12 protein-coding genes are annotated in these 14,762 nt (G+C 68.0%); 10 read left to right on the top strand and 2 right to left on the bottom strand.

Annotated elements, in window-relative coordinates:
- Window positions 1–364 precede the first annotated feature (364 nt).
- Window positions 365–2,401, top strand: a complete 2,037-nt coding sequence (locus VD964_RS18885) for an ELWxxDGT repeat protein (protein ID WP_324870061.1) — start codon at window positions 365–367, stop codon at window positions 2,399–2,401.
- A gap of 11 nt (window positions 2,402–2,412) precedes the next feature.
- Here VD964_RS18885 and VD964_RS18880 read toward each other — a convergent pair whose 3' ends face one another.
- Window positions 2,413–3,087 carry a metalloregulator ArsR/SmtB family transcription factor gene (locus VD964_RS18880; protein ID WP_324870060.1) on the bottom strand — a complete coding sequence of 225 codons (675 nt, stop codon included), beginning with the start codon at window positions 3,085–3,087 and terminating at the stop codon, window positions 2,413–2,415.
- A gap of 141 nt (window positions 3,088–3,228) precedes the next feature.
- Between VD964_RS18880 and VD964_RS18875 the strand changes: the two genes are divergently transcribed.
- Entirely contained in the window at window positions 3,229–3,858 is a 630-nt protein-coding gene (locus tag VD964_RS18875; RefSeq protein ID WP_324870059.1) for a superoxide dismutase, read from the top strand.
- A gap of 219 nt (window positions 3,859–4,077) precedes the next feature.
- On the opposite strand, the gene VD964_RS18870 is transcribed toward VD964_RS18875, so the two are convergent.
- Entirely contained in the window at window positions 4,078–5,016 is a 939-nt protein-coding gene (locus VD964_RS18870; RefSeq protein ID WP_324870058.1) for an exonuclease domain-containing protein, read from the bottom strand.
- A gap of 285 nt (window positions 5,017–5,301) precedes the next feature.
- On the opposite strand from VD964_RS18870, the gene VD964_RS18865 reads away from it, so the two are divergent.
- The 8 genes from VD964_RS18865 to VD964_RS18830 all read left to right on the top strand — a co-directional run.
- Window positions 5,302–6,723, top strand: a complete 1,422-nt coding sequence (locus tag VD964_RS18865) for an FAD-binding oxidoreductase (protein ID WP_324870057.1) — start codon at window positions 5,302–5,304, stop codon at window positions 6,721–6,723.
- 54 nt (window positions 6,724–6,777) lie between these two features.
- Window positions 6,778–7,860 (top strand): ABC transporter substrate-binding protein, encoded by a 1,083-nt coding sequence (locus VD964_RS18860; protein WP_324870056.1) that lies wholly within the window; start codon window positions 6,778–6,780, stop codon window positions 7,858–7,860.
- A gap of 193 nt (window positions 7,861–8,053) precedes the next feature.
- A complete protein-coding gene (locus VD964_RS18855; RefSeq protein ID WP_324870055.1) occupies window positions 8,054–9,181 on the top strand; it encodes an ABC transporter ATP-binding protein in 1,128 nt (375 codons plus the stop codon).
- A gap of 1 nt (window position 9,182) precedes the next feature.
- On the top strand, window positions 9,183–10,970 hold the full coding sequence (locus VD964_RS18850; RefSeq protein ID WP_324870054.1) for an ABC transporter permease subunit: 1,788 nt from the start codon (window positions 9,183–9,185) through the stop codon (window positions 10,968–10,970).
- Between the two features lie 50 nt (window positions 10,971–11,020).
- Entirely contained in the window at window positions 11,021–11,965 is a 945-nt protein-coding gene (locus VD964_RS18845; protein ID WP_324870053.1) for a dihydrodipicolinate synthase family protein, read from the top strand.
- A gap of 151 nt (window positions 11,966–12,116) precedes the next feature.
- A complete protein-coding gene (locus tag VD964_RS18840; RefSeq protein ID WP_324870052.1) occupies window positions 12,117–12,965 on the top strand; it encodes an IclR family transcriptional regulator in 849 nt (282 codons plus the stop codon).
- Window positions 12,966–12,994: 29 nt separating this feature from the next.
- Entirely contained in the window at window positions 12,995–14,173 is a 1,179-nt protein-coding gene (locus tag VD964_RS18835) for an alpha-hydroxy acid oxidase (protein ID WP_324870051.1), read from the top strand.
- Window positions 14,174–14,225: 52 nt separating this feature from the next.
- Window positions 14,226–14,762, top strand: a 537-nt coding sequence (locus tag VD964_RS18830; RefSeq protein WP_324870050.1) for an SDR family NAD(P)-dependent oxidoreductase, incomplete at its 3' end; no start/stop codon positions are given.

The raw sequence follows: 14,762 nt of genomic DNA, 5'->3' as shown, positions 1-14,762 counted from the left end.
ATTCACAGTGCGTTAATCTGTAGGGCCTTATGGTCTCTCCAGGTTCATCGTTTCCTCCCGAACCTGAACTAAAGGCCGCGCCTTCCTGGCAGCGGCCTTTTTCTTGTCCGGACGTCCTGAGCCATCCGGAAGGAGTCGGGTCGGCTGCTATCCGCTCCAATTCCATTTGCAGAACCGGAGCCTGTCGAAGCATTGTTCTTGACAAGACGCACCGATGCCACAGCAATTTCAATTTGAAAATGGCAAGAAATCAAAAAGACAAAGTCTCTTTTCGTTTTTTACATGCTCTGTGTTGCCTAGTCTAAAAATTGTCACAGCATGACTTGTTCCTCCTCAAGCAATGCTTCATCCGATTGGAGGGGGCATGGCACAGGCAAAGATCGCTGTTTTCACGGCCACATTGCAAAACACGGGAACCGAGCCCTGGATCACCGACGGCACGCCATCGGGGACCCGCCTGCTCGCCGACATCAGGGCGGGCGAGCAGGGAAGCGCCCCCAGCGATTCCGTCGTCGCCGGCGGCAAGCTGTTCTTCACCGCGGATGACGGCGTGCATGGCCGCGAGCTCTGGGTCACCGACGGCACAGGCGGCGGAACCCGGCTGTTCGATGCCGCGGCCGGCGCCGCATCCAGCACCCCGGACGACCTGACGGTGGTCGGCGATCGGCTGTTCTTCACCGCCGACGACGGCATTCATGGCCGCGAGCTTTGGGTGAGCGATGGGACCACGGCCGGCACGCGGATGGTGGCGGACCTCATGCCGGGAACCCAGGGGGCCTCTCCGTCGGCGCTGACGGGCGCCCATGGCCGGCTCTACCTGCATGCGGACGGCGGGGCACAGGATGGCATCTGGAGCTCCGACGGCACCGCCGCGGGAACCCGCCTCTTCCATGAGATGGCGCCGCGCCCCCCATGGTCCCAGGGCATCACGCTGGTCGGCATGCCCGACGGAGGGCTGGCCTTCCACGAGGGATCGGCATCCTGGCCGTCCAAGCTCACCTTCGTCGATGCAGGCGGCACCGCGACGGCCTTCACGGAACTCGTTCCCGACGGCGGCGGGGCCGTCCGCTATGCCGCCACGCCCGACGGGCTCGTCGCCTCGGTCACGACCGTGACCGAGTGGACCGGCAGCATGGAGTGGCCGATCGCCTTCCGTCATTCGACCTTCTGGGCCACCGACGGCACGCAGCAAGGCACCCGGTATCTTGGCGACCTGACGATGCAGGGCTGGGACCTCGACAGCGTCGCCGGACTGCGCAACGGCCAAGTGATGTTTACGAGCGACATGGACACCTACCGCGTCGAACAGGGTGCCGCATCGAGGATCGGCGTGCTGGACGCCGCCACGGGAACGGCGAGTTACCTGGCGGGACAGGACCTCGCCCGGCCGCTCGGCTGGCTCGATCAGGGGAGTGCCGGTGAAGACGGCGACCGGCTGCTTTTCCTGGACGAGAATTATTGGTCGGGGGCCCAACGCCTGCTGGTGACCGACGGCACGCCCCAGGGGACCTCCCAGCTCCATCAGAACGATTGGATGTATGGGGACATCGAACTCGCCGGCAACCGCGCCTTCTTCCTGACGGATCACGGCGGAACCAGCCCCGCCGGCCTGTGGGTGACCGACGGAACATCCGAAGGCACCCGCCAGCTGTGGCAGACGGCCGGGGGAGCCTACGGCGACACGCTGCTCGGGGAGTTCGCTGACGGCGTGCTGGGGTTCGACCGCGACTATTCAGCCAGGATCGACCGCTTCTTCCTGTCCGACGGCACGACGGACGGCACCATCGTGCTGGCGGAGCTTCCCGCCGGAAGCGGGGCCGATTACTGGGACCACACGGCGAAGCTGATGGGCGTCATCGCGGCGCCGGGTGGCGCGGAACCGGACGACATCCGCAAGGGGACCGAAGGCGGCGACACGCTGTTGGGGCAGGATGGCGCGGACAGAATTCACGGCCTGGGCGGCAACGACCGGATCCTGGCCGGCGCCGGAGACGACCGGCTGAACGGCGGCGCCGGCGCGGACCACATCGACGGGGCGGAGGGCGCCGACCGTCTGTACGGCATGTTCGGCCGGGACGTCCTTGTTCCGGGGGCGGGACGCGACATCGTCGATGGCGGTGCGGGAGATGACGTGCTGCTGGCCGAACGGGATGGCGAAAGCGACCAGTTCTTCTTCGCCCCGGGCAGCGGCGCCGACGTGCTGACCACCGTCGACCCGTCCCTGGACGTCATCATCCTGAAAGGGTTCGAGGCGGCCATCGGCACGGCGGCATGGCGGGCGGAGCATGTCGTCGCGCTGGGAGACGGTGTGCGGATCGATTTCGGCGGCGGAGACAGTCTCCTCGTTCTCGACACGATGGTGCAGGACCTGCGCTTCACGGTCCACGATCCGATCTTCTAGATCGCCAAGGCTTAGCGGCCGTCTTCATCGCCCCGGCCGTGCAGACCGGAAGGCATGGCATCGCCTTGAGCCGGCGCCGGCTCGATCCGGTAGGCGCAACGGCGGGCGTCAGCCAGAATATGCTCGACACGTCGGACCGGAGCATCTGGCCCGATCACCTGCTGGAAGACGGCCAGTTCTGCGCGGCAAAAGCCGTCATGGGCCGCGGCGGCGGCACAGATCGGGCAGTGATTCTCGACGAGGAGGAGCGAGCCGTCCGCTTCCTCCCACCAATCGGCCATGTAGCCTTCCCGGTTGCGGATCGCCGCCACGCGCGCCACACGGTCCTTCACACCGACCACATCCCTCAGCTCGGCCATGTAGTTGGCCTCGGTGTCGGCACGGCGCGCCGCGATCAGCGTATCGAAAGCGCCCGGCCCCAGATTTTCGCCGATGCTCCGGATCAGTTGCACGGCCAAATCCGCGTGGGCATCGGGAAAACGGGCATGACCGGCCGCTGTCAGCTGCCAGACCTGGGCCGGCCGGCCCACCCCGCGTGGACGGGACCGGGCCTCGACCAGCCCTTCCGCCCCCAGCCGGCTCAGCTGCTGGCGAATGTTCTCCGCCGTCGTGCCGAGCGCCTGCCCCAGCTCCGCCGTGGTTTGAGGGCCGTGCGTCTTCAAGAACGCCAACAGCTTGTCGGTCACGGTCCTCGGCGACCACGCATGATTTTCCAAGCCGCGGCTTGACATATTCCCTGCCACCCAATAAACCAAGTTTGCACTTTGAATTTAGCCGCTCGGCACTGCCAACGCAACGGCCGGGCGGCCTTGGCGAAGGAGGAACCGATGACCGCTGCGTTCGTTCTGCCCGATCTGCCTTATGCTCCCGATGCGCTTGGGCCGGCGATGTCGCTGGAAACCATGACGCTTCACCACGGCAAGCACCACGCCGCCTATGTCGCCAAGCTGAACGAGCTGGTTCCAGGATCGGCCTTCGCCGGCCTGCCGCTTGAAGAGGTGGTGCGGCAGTCGTTTGCCGATCCGAAGGCCCAGGCCATCTTCAACAACGCCGGCCAGCATTGGAATCACATCCATTTCTGGACCTGGATGAAGCCCGGCGGCGGCGGGGCCGTTCCCGGTGCGCTGGAGCGCCGCCTCGTCGACAGCTTCGGGTCCGTCGATGCGTTCCGGGACGGTTTCGTCAAGGAGGGTGTCGCGCAGTTCGGGTCCGGCTGGGTCTGGCTGACCGAGGAAGCCGACGGGCGTCTGGCCCTGATGCGCACTCCGAACGGCGAGAACCCGCTGGCGCACGGCCGGCACGCGCTGCTGGGCTGCGATGTCTGGGAGCACGCCTATTACGTCGATTACCGTAACCGCCGTCCCGACTATCTCGCGGCGTTCCTGGAACAGCTCGTCGATTGGGAGGCCGTGGCCGCCCGCCTGGGGCAGGCTTCCGGCGCATCCACCACGGGGTGATCGCCGCCCGGCGATGGTGTTGAAAGTTTGACGGTCAGGCTGGCGTCACGGGCATCCGTGGCGCCGTCTGTCTGATGGGGTTTCGACACGCTGCCGGAGCGGAAAAAAGACGGTGGCTGACGTTCAGGCTTGGGAGGCTGACGGCTGGCTTCCGCTGTAGGTGCGTTCGAATGTCTGAATGATAACGATTCTCATTCTCATGTCAAGCACCCTCCGCCCTCACCTGCGCCTTCCGCCGCCGGAGGCTGCGACCATGGCGAAGAACTGCGCCTCGTCAATGGTGTCGGGCTTGCCGTATTTGGCGCGCCGGGCGGCGGCGGTGTCCAGCTTGGTGGCGCCGGGAGCATGGCCGACGACGAGATAGTCGGTGTCCTTGCGGACGCTGTGATGCCAGCTTCCGCCCAGCGCCAGGATGCGGGCCATGACGGCTTCGCGCGGCAGGCCGGTCAGTTCGCCGGTGACGGCGAAGGCATAACCATTGATGCCGTGCGTGATCGGCGCGGCCGGCGGCCGGACCACCGGCGGCGGGTCGATCTGGTTGGTCGGCGCCAGATGGGGAACCGCCAGCATCTCGGCGCTGCCGAGGATCATCTTCTGGAACAGGCGGCTGGTGATCTCGGCATCGACGAAGGCACCGTGGAAGCGCGCCCGGATGCCGACATCGATGCCGAACAGCGTCGCCACCGCGTCGAGCGACGCGCGCCCCGCCACCTGCCCCCGGGCGTGGTGCATCGTGCAAACCGATTGGGGCGGCGCCCAGGGAAGGCCGCAGAGTTGGAACTCGTGCCGCAGGAACTCGATGTCGAAGCCGACATTGTGACCGACCAGCACCGCTCCCTCCAGGAAGCCGCGGATGTCCTGGGCGACGCTGTGGAACGGGTCCTGGTGGCGCAGGAGGTGATCCGGCAGCCCATGCACCTTCAGCGCATGCGGGTTCGATTTGCGTCCCGGATTGAAGATGAGGCTGAGACAGCGGCCGGTCGGCGCCGCCTCCGCCAGTTCGATCGCGGCGAAGCTGACCATGCGGTCGCCGCCGGCCGGCGACAGCCCGGTGGTCTCGCAATCGATGACGACGAAGCGGCGGGCGGATGATTGCGTCCGGACGGGTTTCGCCACCGCCGACGAACGGCCAAGCACTGCATCGATCAAACGGCTCATGAACTCTCGCCCCGGGGGCAGGATGGCCCTGCCACGTCTCACAATCCCGGACTATAGGCAGGTCCGCCACCGCAGGTCGAGAGTCCCTGCCGTCGCAGTGCCGACGGCTCGTCCGATCCGGCCATCCATCACTCCCGCCCCTGATATTTCGGTGCCTAACCAAAAATTCGGTCTCTATGCAAAAAGTGGATTGTTGGCGCACCAATCACGAGGTATCATATTTCAGTTGAAGTAATCGAATAGCGATTACAAAGACAGACACCATGCAGATCAAGGAGATCGCGTGTGGACGTGATCGCTGAGCTGTCGGGCCTCATCGGCGCCGACGCCGTTCTGACATCCAAAATCGACCTTGACGGCGCGACGGAAGATTGGCGCGGGCGTTACCGCGGGCCGGCACTCTGCCTCGTCCGGCCGGCGAATGCCGGGCAGGTCGCCGCGGTGGTTCGCTGCTGCGCCCGGCACGGGATTCCGCTGCTGCCGCAGGGCGGCAACACCAGCCTGTGCGGCGGCGCCACCCCATCGGAGACGGGCCCGGCCCCGGTCATCCTCAATCTGGCGCGCATGCGTGCGATCCGCGGCATCGACCCGGTCAACAGCACGATGGAGGTCGAGGCCGGCTGCGTGCTCGCCACCGTGCAGGAAGCGGCGGCGGCGGCGGGACGGCTCTATCCGGTCAGCCTGGGCGCGGAAGGCTCCTGCCAGATCGGCGGAACCATCGCGACCAATGCCGGCGGCACCTCGGTCCTGCGCTACGGCAACACGCGCGACAATGTGCTGGGGCTGGAGGTGGTGCTGGCCGACGGCACGATCTGGTCCGGGCTGTACGGCCTGCGCAAGAACAACACCGGTTACGACCTGAAGCACCTGTTCATCGGGTCGGAAGGCACGCTCGGCATCATCACCGCGGCGACGCTGAAGCTGCACCCGCTGCCGACGCGCCATGCGGTCGCCTGGGTCGGGATGGCCGATCCTGCCGACGCGCTGACCCTGCTGACCCGTGTGCAGCAGCGCTGCGGCGCCCGGCTGTCGGCCTTCGAGATGATCAACCGCCTCCAGCTCGATCTGGTGGTGGAGCAGGTTCCGGGCCGCCGAAGCCCGATCGATACGCCGGCCGACTGGCATGTGCTGATCGAGCTGTCCGACAACAGCGACGGCGACGCGCTGGACGCCGAACTTCAGGCGATCCTGGAGGACGCCTTCGCCGACGGGCTGCTGACCGACGCGGCGCTCGCCGCCAGCGATGCCCAGCGCCACGCCCTGTGGGAGGTGCGTCACAGCGTTTCGGAGGCGAACAAGAAGGCCGGCGTCGGGCTGACCACCGATTGCGCCGTGCCGCTGTCGGCGGTGCCGGCCTTCATCGACGGCGCCACCGCCGCGGTGCAGGCGCTGGTGCCCGACCTGCCGGCGATCGTCGTCGCCCATCTCGGCGACGGCAACGTCCACTTCATCCCCTTCTTCACCTTCGACGCCTGGAACGCCATCCCCGACCGCGAAGCTCTGGCCGCCGCCATCCGCCACGCGGTGAACGACGAGGCCGCCCGGCTGAACGGCACCTTCAGCGCCGAACACGGCGTCGGCCGCGTCCAGCTGGGCGAGATGGCGCGCTACAAGCCCACCGTCGAACTGGCGCTGATGCGCACGGTGAAGCAGGCGCTGGACCCGCAGAACCTCTTCAACCCCGGCCGCCTGCTGCCGCCGGGCTGAGCCCTCCTGCCTTCCATTCTTCCGCCGTTCCGGCCCACCAAGAGGAGTTCCGACATGAGCATCCGCCAATCAGGCTGGTCCCGCCGCACCCTGCTGAAAGCCGGCGCCGTCGGCGCTTGCGCCCTTGCCATGCCGGCGATCTGGAGCCCGGCGCGCGCGCAGAACAAGCGGATCGTCGTGCGCGACGACGGCGGCATCTACACCAAGGCCTATGGCGAGGTGTTCTACAAGCCCTTCACCGCGGCGACCGGCATCGAGGTGATCGGCGTCCAGGCGAATGCGGAGCCGACGGCGCAGATCCGCTCGATGGTGGAAGCCAAGTCCTACACCTGGGACATGGCCAAGATCAGCCAGCCGGCCATCCTGATGCTGACCGGCGGCAACAAGCCGCTGCTGGAGAAGCACGGGCTGGAGGCCGACCCGGCCGTTGCCTCGATCCCCAAGCAGTACATGTCGGAATACGGCGTCGGCACCAACGTCTACACCACGGTGCTGGCCTACCGCACCGACGCCTTCAAGGACCGCAAGGCGCCGGCCTCGTGGAAGGACTTCTACGACGTCGCCAACTTCCCCGGCCGCCGCGCCCTGCGCAAGCACCCGTTCGACACAATCGAACAGGCGCTGATGGCCGATGGCGTGCCGGCGGGGCAGGTCTATCCCTGCGACCTCGACCGCGCCTTCAAGGCGCTGGACCGCATCAAGAAGGACGTCTCGGTCTTCTGGACCAGCGGCGCGCAGGTCGAGCAGATGCTGCTGTCCGGTGAAGTCGACATGGTCCCGACCTGGGTGTCGCGTCCGCAGGCGGCCATCGCCGCCGGCGCGCCGGTCGGCATCGTCTGGGACCAGAACATCTGGGGCCTCGACAGCTGGGCGATCCTGGCCGGCACCCCCAATGCCGACGCCTGCCGCCAGTTCATCAAATTCGCCTCCGACCCCAAGCGGCAGGCCGAGCTGGTGAAGTATTTCCCGGCCGGCGTGACCCAGCCGGATGCCTTCAAGCACATCGACGCCAAGGTCGCCCCCGACTGCCCGACCTTCCCGGCCAACATCGAGCGCGGCGTGCAGATCAACGCCGACTACTGGCTGAAGAACCAGCAGAAGGGGCTGGAGCGCTACAACGCCTGGCTGCTGAGCTGAGGCTAAGCCTCGCTTTTGCCCCCTCCCCAACCCTCCCCCACCTTCGGTGGGAGAGGGAGTTAGTCGCAGCGCGGCGGAGTTCCCTCTCCCACCGAAGGTGGGGGAGGGCTAGGGAGGGGGCAAAGGCACGCCTGCGCTTTCTCCACCTGCCAATTTCCCCCTTCGGCCCCACCCCCTTCGCGAGGAGGCGCGCATGTCTTCTTCCAGCCTTTCCGTCCAGGGCCTTGCCAAGCGCTACGGCGACTTCGTGGCGCTCGCCCCGACGGATCTCGTCGTCGCCGACGGCGAATTCCTGACGCTGCTCGGCCCGTCGGGCTCCGGCAAGACGACGCTGCTCAGCCTGCTGGCCGGGCTGGTGCCGCCCGACGAGGGAAGCGTGCGCATCGGCTCGCAGGACGTCACCTACGCCCCGCCCTATGAGCGCGACATCGGCGTGGTGTTCCAGAACTACGCGCTGTTCCCCCACATGACGGTCGAGGAGAACATCGCCTTCCCGCTGAAGATGCGGAAGGTGGCGGCGGCCGAGGCCAAGCGGCGCGCGCGAGAGGCGCTGGAGATGGTGCATCTGCCGCACATCGCCGGCCGCTACCCGCGCGAGCTGTCGGGCGGCCAGCAGCAGCGCGTCGCGCTCGCCCGCTGCATGGTCTACAAGCCCTCGATCATCCTGATGGACGAGCCGCTGGGCGCGCTCGACAAGAAGCTGCGCGAGCATATGCAGCTGGAGATCAAGCGCCTGCACCGCGAGTTGGGAACGACGGTCGTCTACGTCACCCACGACCAGGAAGAGGCGATGACGATGTCCGACCGCATCTGCCTGATGAATGCCGGGCGGATCGAACAGCTGGGCACGCCGGCCGATCTGTATTTCCGTCCCCGCTCGCTGTTCGTCGCCGATTTCCTGGGCGAATCCAACATCCTGCCCGCCGCCCTGCGCAACCGCAGCGGCGACGAGGTGGAAGTCAGGCTGGGCGGGATGGGCGTTTCCGGCCGGGCGCTGGCCAACGGCAACGACCTGCCGCCGGGTGCCGAGGTGCGGGTGATGGTGCGGCCGCAGAACCTGACGGTCGCCCGCAACGCCGGAAACGCTCCCGACAGCCTGCAGGGCCGGGTGTCGGAGGTGATGGTCACCGGCAGCCTGACCAAGGTCTATATGGAGCCGCTCGACCGCGACCTGCCGCCCCTGGTCGCCGCCTTCCCCACCCGCAACGAGGCCGACGCGGTGCGCATCGACGACGTGCTGACGCTGTCCTGGAGCGGGCGCGACGCCGTGGTGATCGCCGACGTGATCGCCGATGCCGCTCGTGCGGCCGGGACGGCGTGAGATGAGCGGACAGTCCATGACCATGACCCACGCCGCAGGCGCCAAACGCCATTCGCCCCCTCCCGTCTGGCGCAAGCCGGTGCTGATGGGCGCCCCGCTCGTCCTGCTGCTCGTCGCCTTCCTGGTCTTCCCGGTCGGGCAGCTGCTGGCGCTCAGCGTCTACAACGGGCAGGGCTTCACGCTGGCGCCCTATGCGCAGCTGTTCGCCTCCAGCCTCTACGTCACCGTCCTGTGGATCACGCTGAAGATCTCGCTGGCGACGACGCTGGTCTCCGTGGTCGCCGCCTATCCCATCGCCTACCTGATCTCCATCGCCAAGGGACCGGCGAAGAGCCGGCTGATCTTCTGGGTACTGCTGTCCTTCTGGACCAGCTTCCTGGTGCGCGCCTTCGCCTGGGTCGTCATCCTCGGCCGCAACGGCGTGATCAACAGCACGCTGATGTCGCTGGGCATCATCGACACCCCGGCCGACCTGCTCTACGGCTTCGGCGCCGTGCTGGTCGGCATGGTGCACGCCATGCTGCCACTGGCGGTGATGACCATGCTGGCGGTGATGGAGAACATCGACCGCACCCTGCCGCGCGCCGCCGGCACGCTGGGCGCCCGCCCCGGCACCGCCTTCTGGACCGTCTATTTCCCGCTGTCGCTGCCGGGCGTGGCCGCGTCGGCGATCATGGTCTTCGTGTCGGCCATCGGCTTCTTCATCGTGCCCGCCCTGCTGGGCGGCCGGAAGGAGACGATGATCACCCAGCTGATCATCGATCAGGTGCAGCAGACGCTGAACTGGGGGCTGGCCGGCGCCATTTCGGTCCTGCTTCTGACCGTCGTGCTGGTGGTCTTCGTGCTGTACGACCGCGTCTTCGGCTTCGCGTCGCTGACCGGTGAGAGCGCCGTGGTGCGCAACCGCGACACCGCCATGCGGCGGCTTGGCGGGCGCGTGCTGGCCGCTCTCGGCTCGGCCAGCGATGCGCTGATCGGCCTGCTGCCGCGCCGCCACCCCATCCGCGGCCGCGCCGAGCGTCCGCTGGCGCTGACCGTTTTCGTCTGGCTGCTGCTGGCGCTGATCAGCCTGCCCGCCTTCCTGATGATCCCGCTGTCCTTCGGCAAGGGCGGTCTCGCCTGGCCGCCGTCGGGCTTCACGCTGCAATGGTATCAGCAGCTTCTGGACTCGCCGATCTGGATGCAGGCGCTGTGGCGCTCCATCGTGGTGGCCTTCGGCACCGGCCTGCTGTCGATGGCGATCGGCGTTCCCGCCGCCTTCCTGATGGTGCGCGGCCAGATGCGTGGCAAGGGCGCCATGCTGGCCTTCATCCTGTCGCCCATCGTCGTGCCGCGCATGATCATCGCCGTCGGCATGTTCTATGTCTTCGCGCAGATGGGTCTGGTCGGCACCGTGCTGGGGCTGGTTATCGGCCACACGGTGGTCGCCGTGCCTTATGTGGTCATGACCATGATGGCGGTGCTGCGCAACTACGACACCCGGCTCGACCTTGCGGCGCAGAGCCTGGGCGCCCGGCCGCTGGCGGCGCTGCGGCACGTCACCTTCCCGATCCTGGGGGCCGGCATGCTGTCCTCCTTCCTGTTCGCCTTCGCCACCTCCTTCGACGAGCTGACCATCTCGCTGTTCTCCTCGGGCGGGCTGAGCGCCACGCTGCCCAAGCAGTTCTGGGACGAGGTGACGCTGCAGGTCTCCCCCGTCATCGCGGCGGTGTCGACCGGGCTTCTGCTGTTCGTCGCCACCCTGATCTACGTCGCCGACCGGCTGCGCCGGCGCAGCCTCGCCAGCTGAGACCGGCTCCCGAACCGCCTTTCACCACCCGCTTCTTCCAAGGACAAGACATGCTTGACGCCACGAAGCTTCGCGGCATTCTGCCCGCCACCCCGACGCCGGTGACAGCCGACGGCACCATCGACGTGGCGGCCTCCAAGGCGCTGTTCTCCTGGCTGTTCCGCCAGGGAATCGACGGGCTGGTCCCGCTCGGCGGCACCGGCGAATACGGCGCGCTGGCGAAGGACCAGCGCATCCGCTTCGCCGAGCTGTCGGTGGAGGCGATGGCCGAGACTGGGGCCGGGGGCGGCGAGAAGCGCGGCCCGGTGATCGCCGGCGTGCTCGACACCGGCTATTACGACGCACTGTCCGCCGGCCGCGATTTCGCGGCGGCGGGCGTGGACGGGCTGCTGGTGCTGACGCCCTACTACACCAACCCGACGCAGGCCGGCATCCGCGACTATTTCCTGCGCTACGCCGACGAATCGCCGGTGCCGATCCTGATCTACGAGATCCCCTACCGCACCCGCATCGCCATCGATCCGGAGATCCTGCACGAGCTGTCGCGGCACGAGCGGATCGTCGGCATGAAGGCCTGCAACACCGACATGTACCATTTCCTGCGCACGGTGGCGGGGGTCGATCCGTCCTTCGCGGTGCTGAGCGGCGAGGACACGCTGTTCCCGCTGCAGGTCGCGGCGGGAGCCAAGGGCGGCATCGTGGTGACGGCCAACCTGCTGCCGCGGGCGTGGCGGCTGATCCACGACCTCGCCTCCACCGGCAAGCTGGACAAGGCGCTGGAGATCCACCGCACGCTGATCCCGATGATGAACATGGCCTTCGCCGAGACCAATCCCGGCCCGATGAAGTCGGTGATGGACCTGATCGGCGTGGACGCCCCGGCGATGCTGGCGCCGCTGCGTGAACCGGCCGAGCCGCTGAAGCGGTCGCTGCGGCGCGAGCTGTCGCGCCTGCTCGTCACTTACGAGGGAATGCCGGCCGCCCAGCCGGTATGATGGGTTGCATCGCACGACGCGTGGCATTCGGTTCGCCGGATGCTATGCGTTGGCGCGGAGGCGCCGGGCGACAACCCGGCCGGATGAAGACTGCCTTGGGGGATTGCCGATGACGCGGACAGCAGGACGGACACCGAAGGCGGAAGGAGCCGTGACGGAAACGGGCCCGGCTGCGGCGGCTGCGGAACCGGACGGAACGCCGGAGGGCAGGAAGGCCGACCCGCGCGAGTCCTCGCTGTTCGTCGGCTCGACCGAGAAGACCTTCCAGATCCTGCACGCCTTCGACGGGCCGCACCGGCAGATGCCGCTGTCGGAGATCGCCAAGGCTGCCAACCTGGACCGCAGCGCCGCCCAGCGGCTGGTCTACACGCTGGAGGTTCTGGGCTATCTGCGCCGCGTCCACGGCACGCGCAACTATGCGCTGACGCCGAAGCTGCTGCAGTTCTCCTACAACTACCTGCGCGCCAACGAACTGATCGAGAAGGCCTTTCCCTATCTTCTCGACATCAGCCGCAGCGTCGGTGAGACCACCAACCTGCAGGAGCTGGACGGCGCCGAGATCGTCTTCGTCGCCCGCTTCCCCGGCAAGCATCTGGTCAACATCGAGTTCATGGTCGGCAGCCGTCTGCCCGCCTACTACACGGCGTCCGGCACCGCCATCCTGTCGCGCCTTTCGGAGGAAGAGCAGGAGGAGATCCTGGCCCGCACCGACCTGCGCCCGCTGACCCCCTTCACCGTCTGCGATCCCGACCGGCTTCGCGCCCGCGTGCGCGAGGCGGGGGAGAAGGGCTATGCGCTGCTGGTCAACGAGACGGTGATGGGCGACATCTCCGTCGGCGCCGCCATCACCGACGAGCATGGCCGCGCGGTGGCCGGCCTCAGCATCTCCGTCCCCGCCACGCGCTGGACGCCGGAGCAGGTCGAACAGGAACTCGCCCGGCATGTGCAGGTGGCCGCGGCCTCCATCTCCGTCCACCCATTCGGCAGCTATTCCCGATAGCGCGCCACCCCGCGGGAGGCGGTGATCCCATGGCGGCCCATAAGGCATGCCTGAACATCGACGAGTTGCGCCAGCGCGCCCGCCGCTTCCTGCCGCGCGGCCTGTTCGAATACATCGACCGCGGCACCGAGGATGAAGCGGCCCTGCGCCGGCTGCGCGAAAGCTTCGAGCAGGCCGAACTGACGCCGCGCGTGCTGGTCGATTGCGGCGAGCGCCACAGCGGCGTGACGCTGTTCGGCCGCGAGCGCCCGATGCCCTTCGTCATCGCGCCTACCGCCGCCGCCGGTCTGGTCCGCTATGACGGGGAGGTGCTGCTGGCGCGCGCCGCCCGCGCCGCCGGCATTCCCTTCTGCGTTTCCACCCAGTCGATCACCAGCATCGAGGCGATCACGGAAGCCGGGGCCGAGCTGTGGTTCCAGCTTTATGTCTGGCGCGACCGCAGCCTGACCCATGCCCTGCTGGACCGGGTCGCCGCCTGCGGCGTGGACACGCTGATCCTGACGGTGGACACCGCCGTTTCGCCGAAACGCGAGTATAACCGACACAACGGCTTCAACGTGCCGGTCACGCCGTCGCTGCGCGGCGCCATGGACGTGGCGCGCCACCCGGCCTGGGCGGGCGGCGTGCTGCTGCGCCTGCTGGCCGACGGCGGCTGGCCGGGATACGCCCATTACCCGCCGCAGTTCCGCACCCGCATCACCGACGCCACGGCACACGATCCGATCCGGCTGTGCGACCGGGTCAGCTGGGACGATGTGGCGGAGCTGCGCCGCCGCTGGCCGGGGCGGATCATCCTCAAGGGCCTGCTGGCGCCGGGGGATGCGCTGCGCGCGGCCGAGTCCGGGGTCGAGGCCGTCGTGGTGTCGAACCATGGCGGGCGCAACCTCGACTGCGCGCCTTCGCCGCTTGCGGTTCTTCCACGGATCATGGACGCGGTCGGCGACCGGATGACGGTGCTGGCCGACAGCGGCGTTCGGCGCGGCAGCGACGCCGCGAAACTGCTGGCGGCCGGCGCCGCGGCAGTGCTGCTCGGCCGGGCGCCGCTGTTCGGGCTCGCGGCCGGCGGACAGGCGGGGGCGCAACACGCACTGGCGATCCTGCAGGACGAACTCGACCGCACCATGGCCCTGCTGGGCTGCCGGACGGTCGCGGAGTTGCGGACAGTTCCCTTTCCCCGGGGGGAGAGGGAGATCTTCCCCGAGCTATGATACTGTGGCGCTTCGGCCAGAAGCCTCCAACGTCATGAGGAAAGATCGCACAATGTCGAACATCGCCCCGAACACCGCCACCAACCCGAAGACGGCGATGGTCACCGGCGCCACGTCGGGATTCGGCGATGCCATCGCCCGGCGGCTGGTGGCGGAAGGCTGGCGGATCGTGGCCACCGGCCGGCGGCAGGACCGGCTGGACGCCCTGGTCGAGGCGCTGGGCGGACCGGCGGTGGTCCATCCGCTGTGCTTCGATATCCGGGACGAGGCGGCGACGCGCACCGCCCTGGAATCCCTGCCCGCGGAGTTCGCCGACATCTCCGTCCTGGTCAACAATGCCGGGCTGGCGCTGGGCACCGGGGCCGCGCAGGACTGCGACCTGGAACAGTGGCGCACGATGATCGACACCAACGTGACCGGGCTGGTGACGATCACCCGGCTGCTGCTGGACCGGCTGATCGCGCAGCGCGGGCTGATCGTCAATCTCGCCTCCGTCGCCTCCAGCTGGCCCTATCCCGGCGGCAACGTCTATGGCGGCACCAAGGCCTTCGTGAAGCAGTTCTCGCTCGGCCTGCGCTGCGACCTGTCG

Origin of the sequence: Azospirillum sp. (genome assembly GCF_035628975.1) — a bacterium.
In the GTDB taxonomy this organism is placed as follows: domain Bacteria; phylum Pseudomonadota; class Alphaproteobacteria; order Azospirillales; family Azospirillaceae; genus Azospirillum.
Note: the sequence above shows the minus strand (reverse complement) of the source record. Positions and strands in the feature narration are given on the sequence as shown.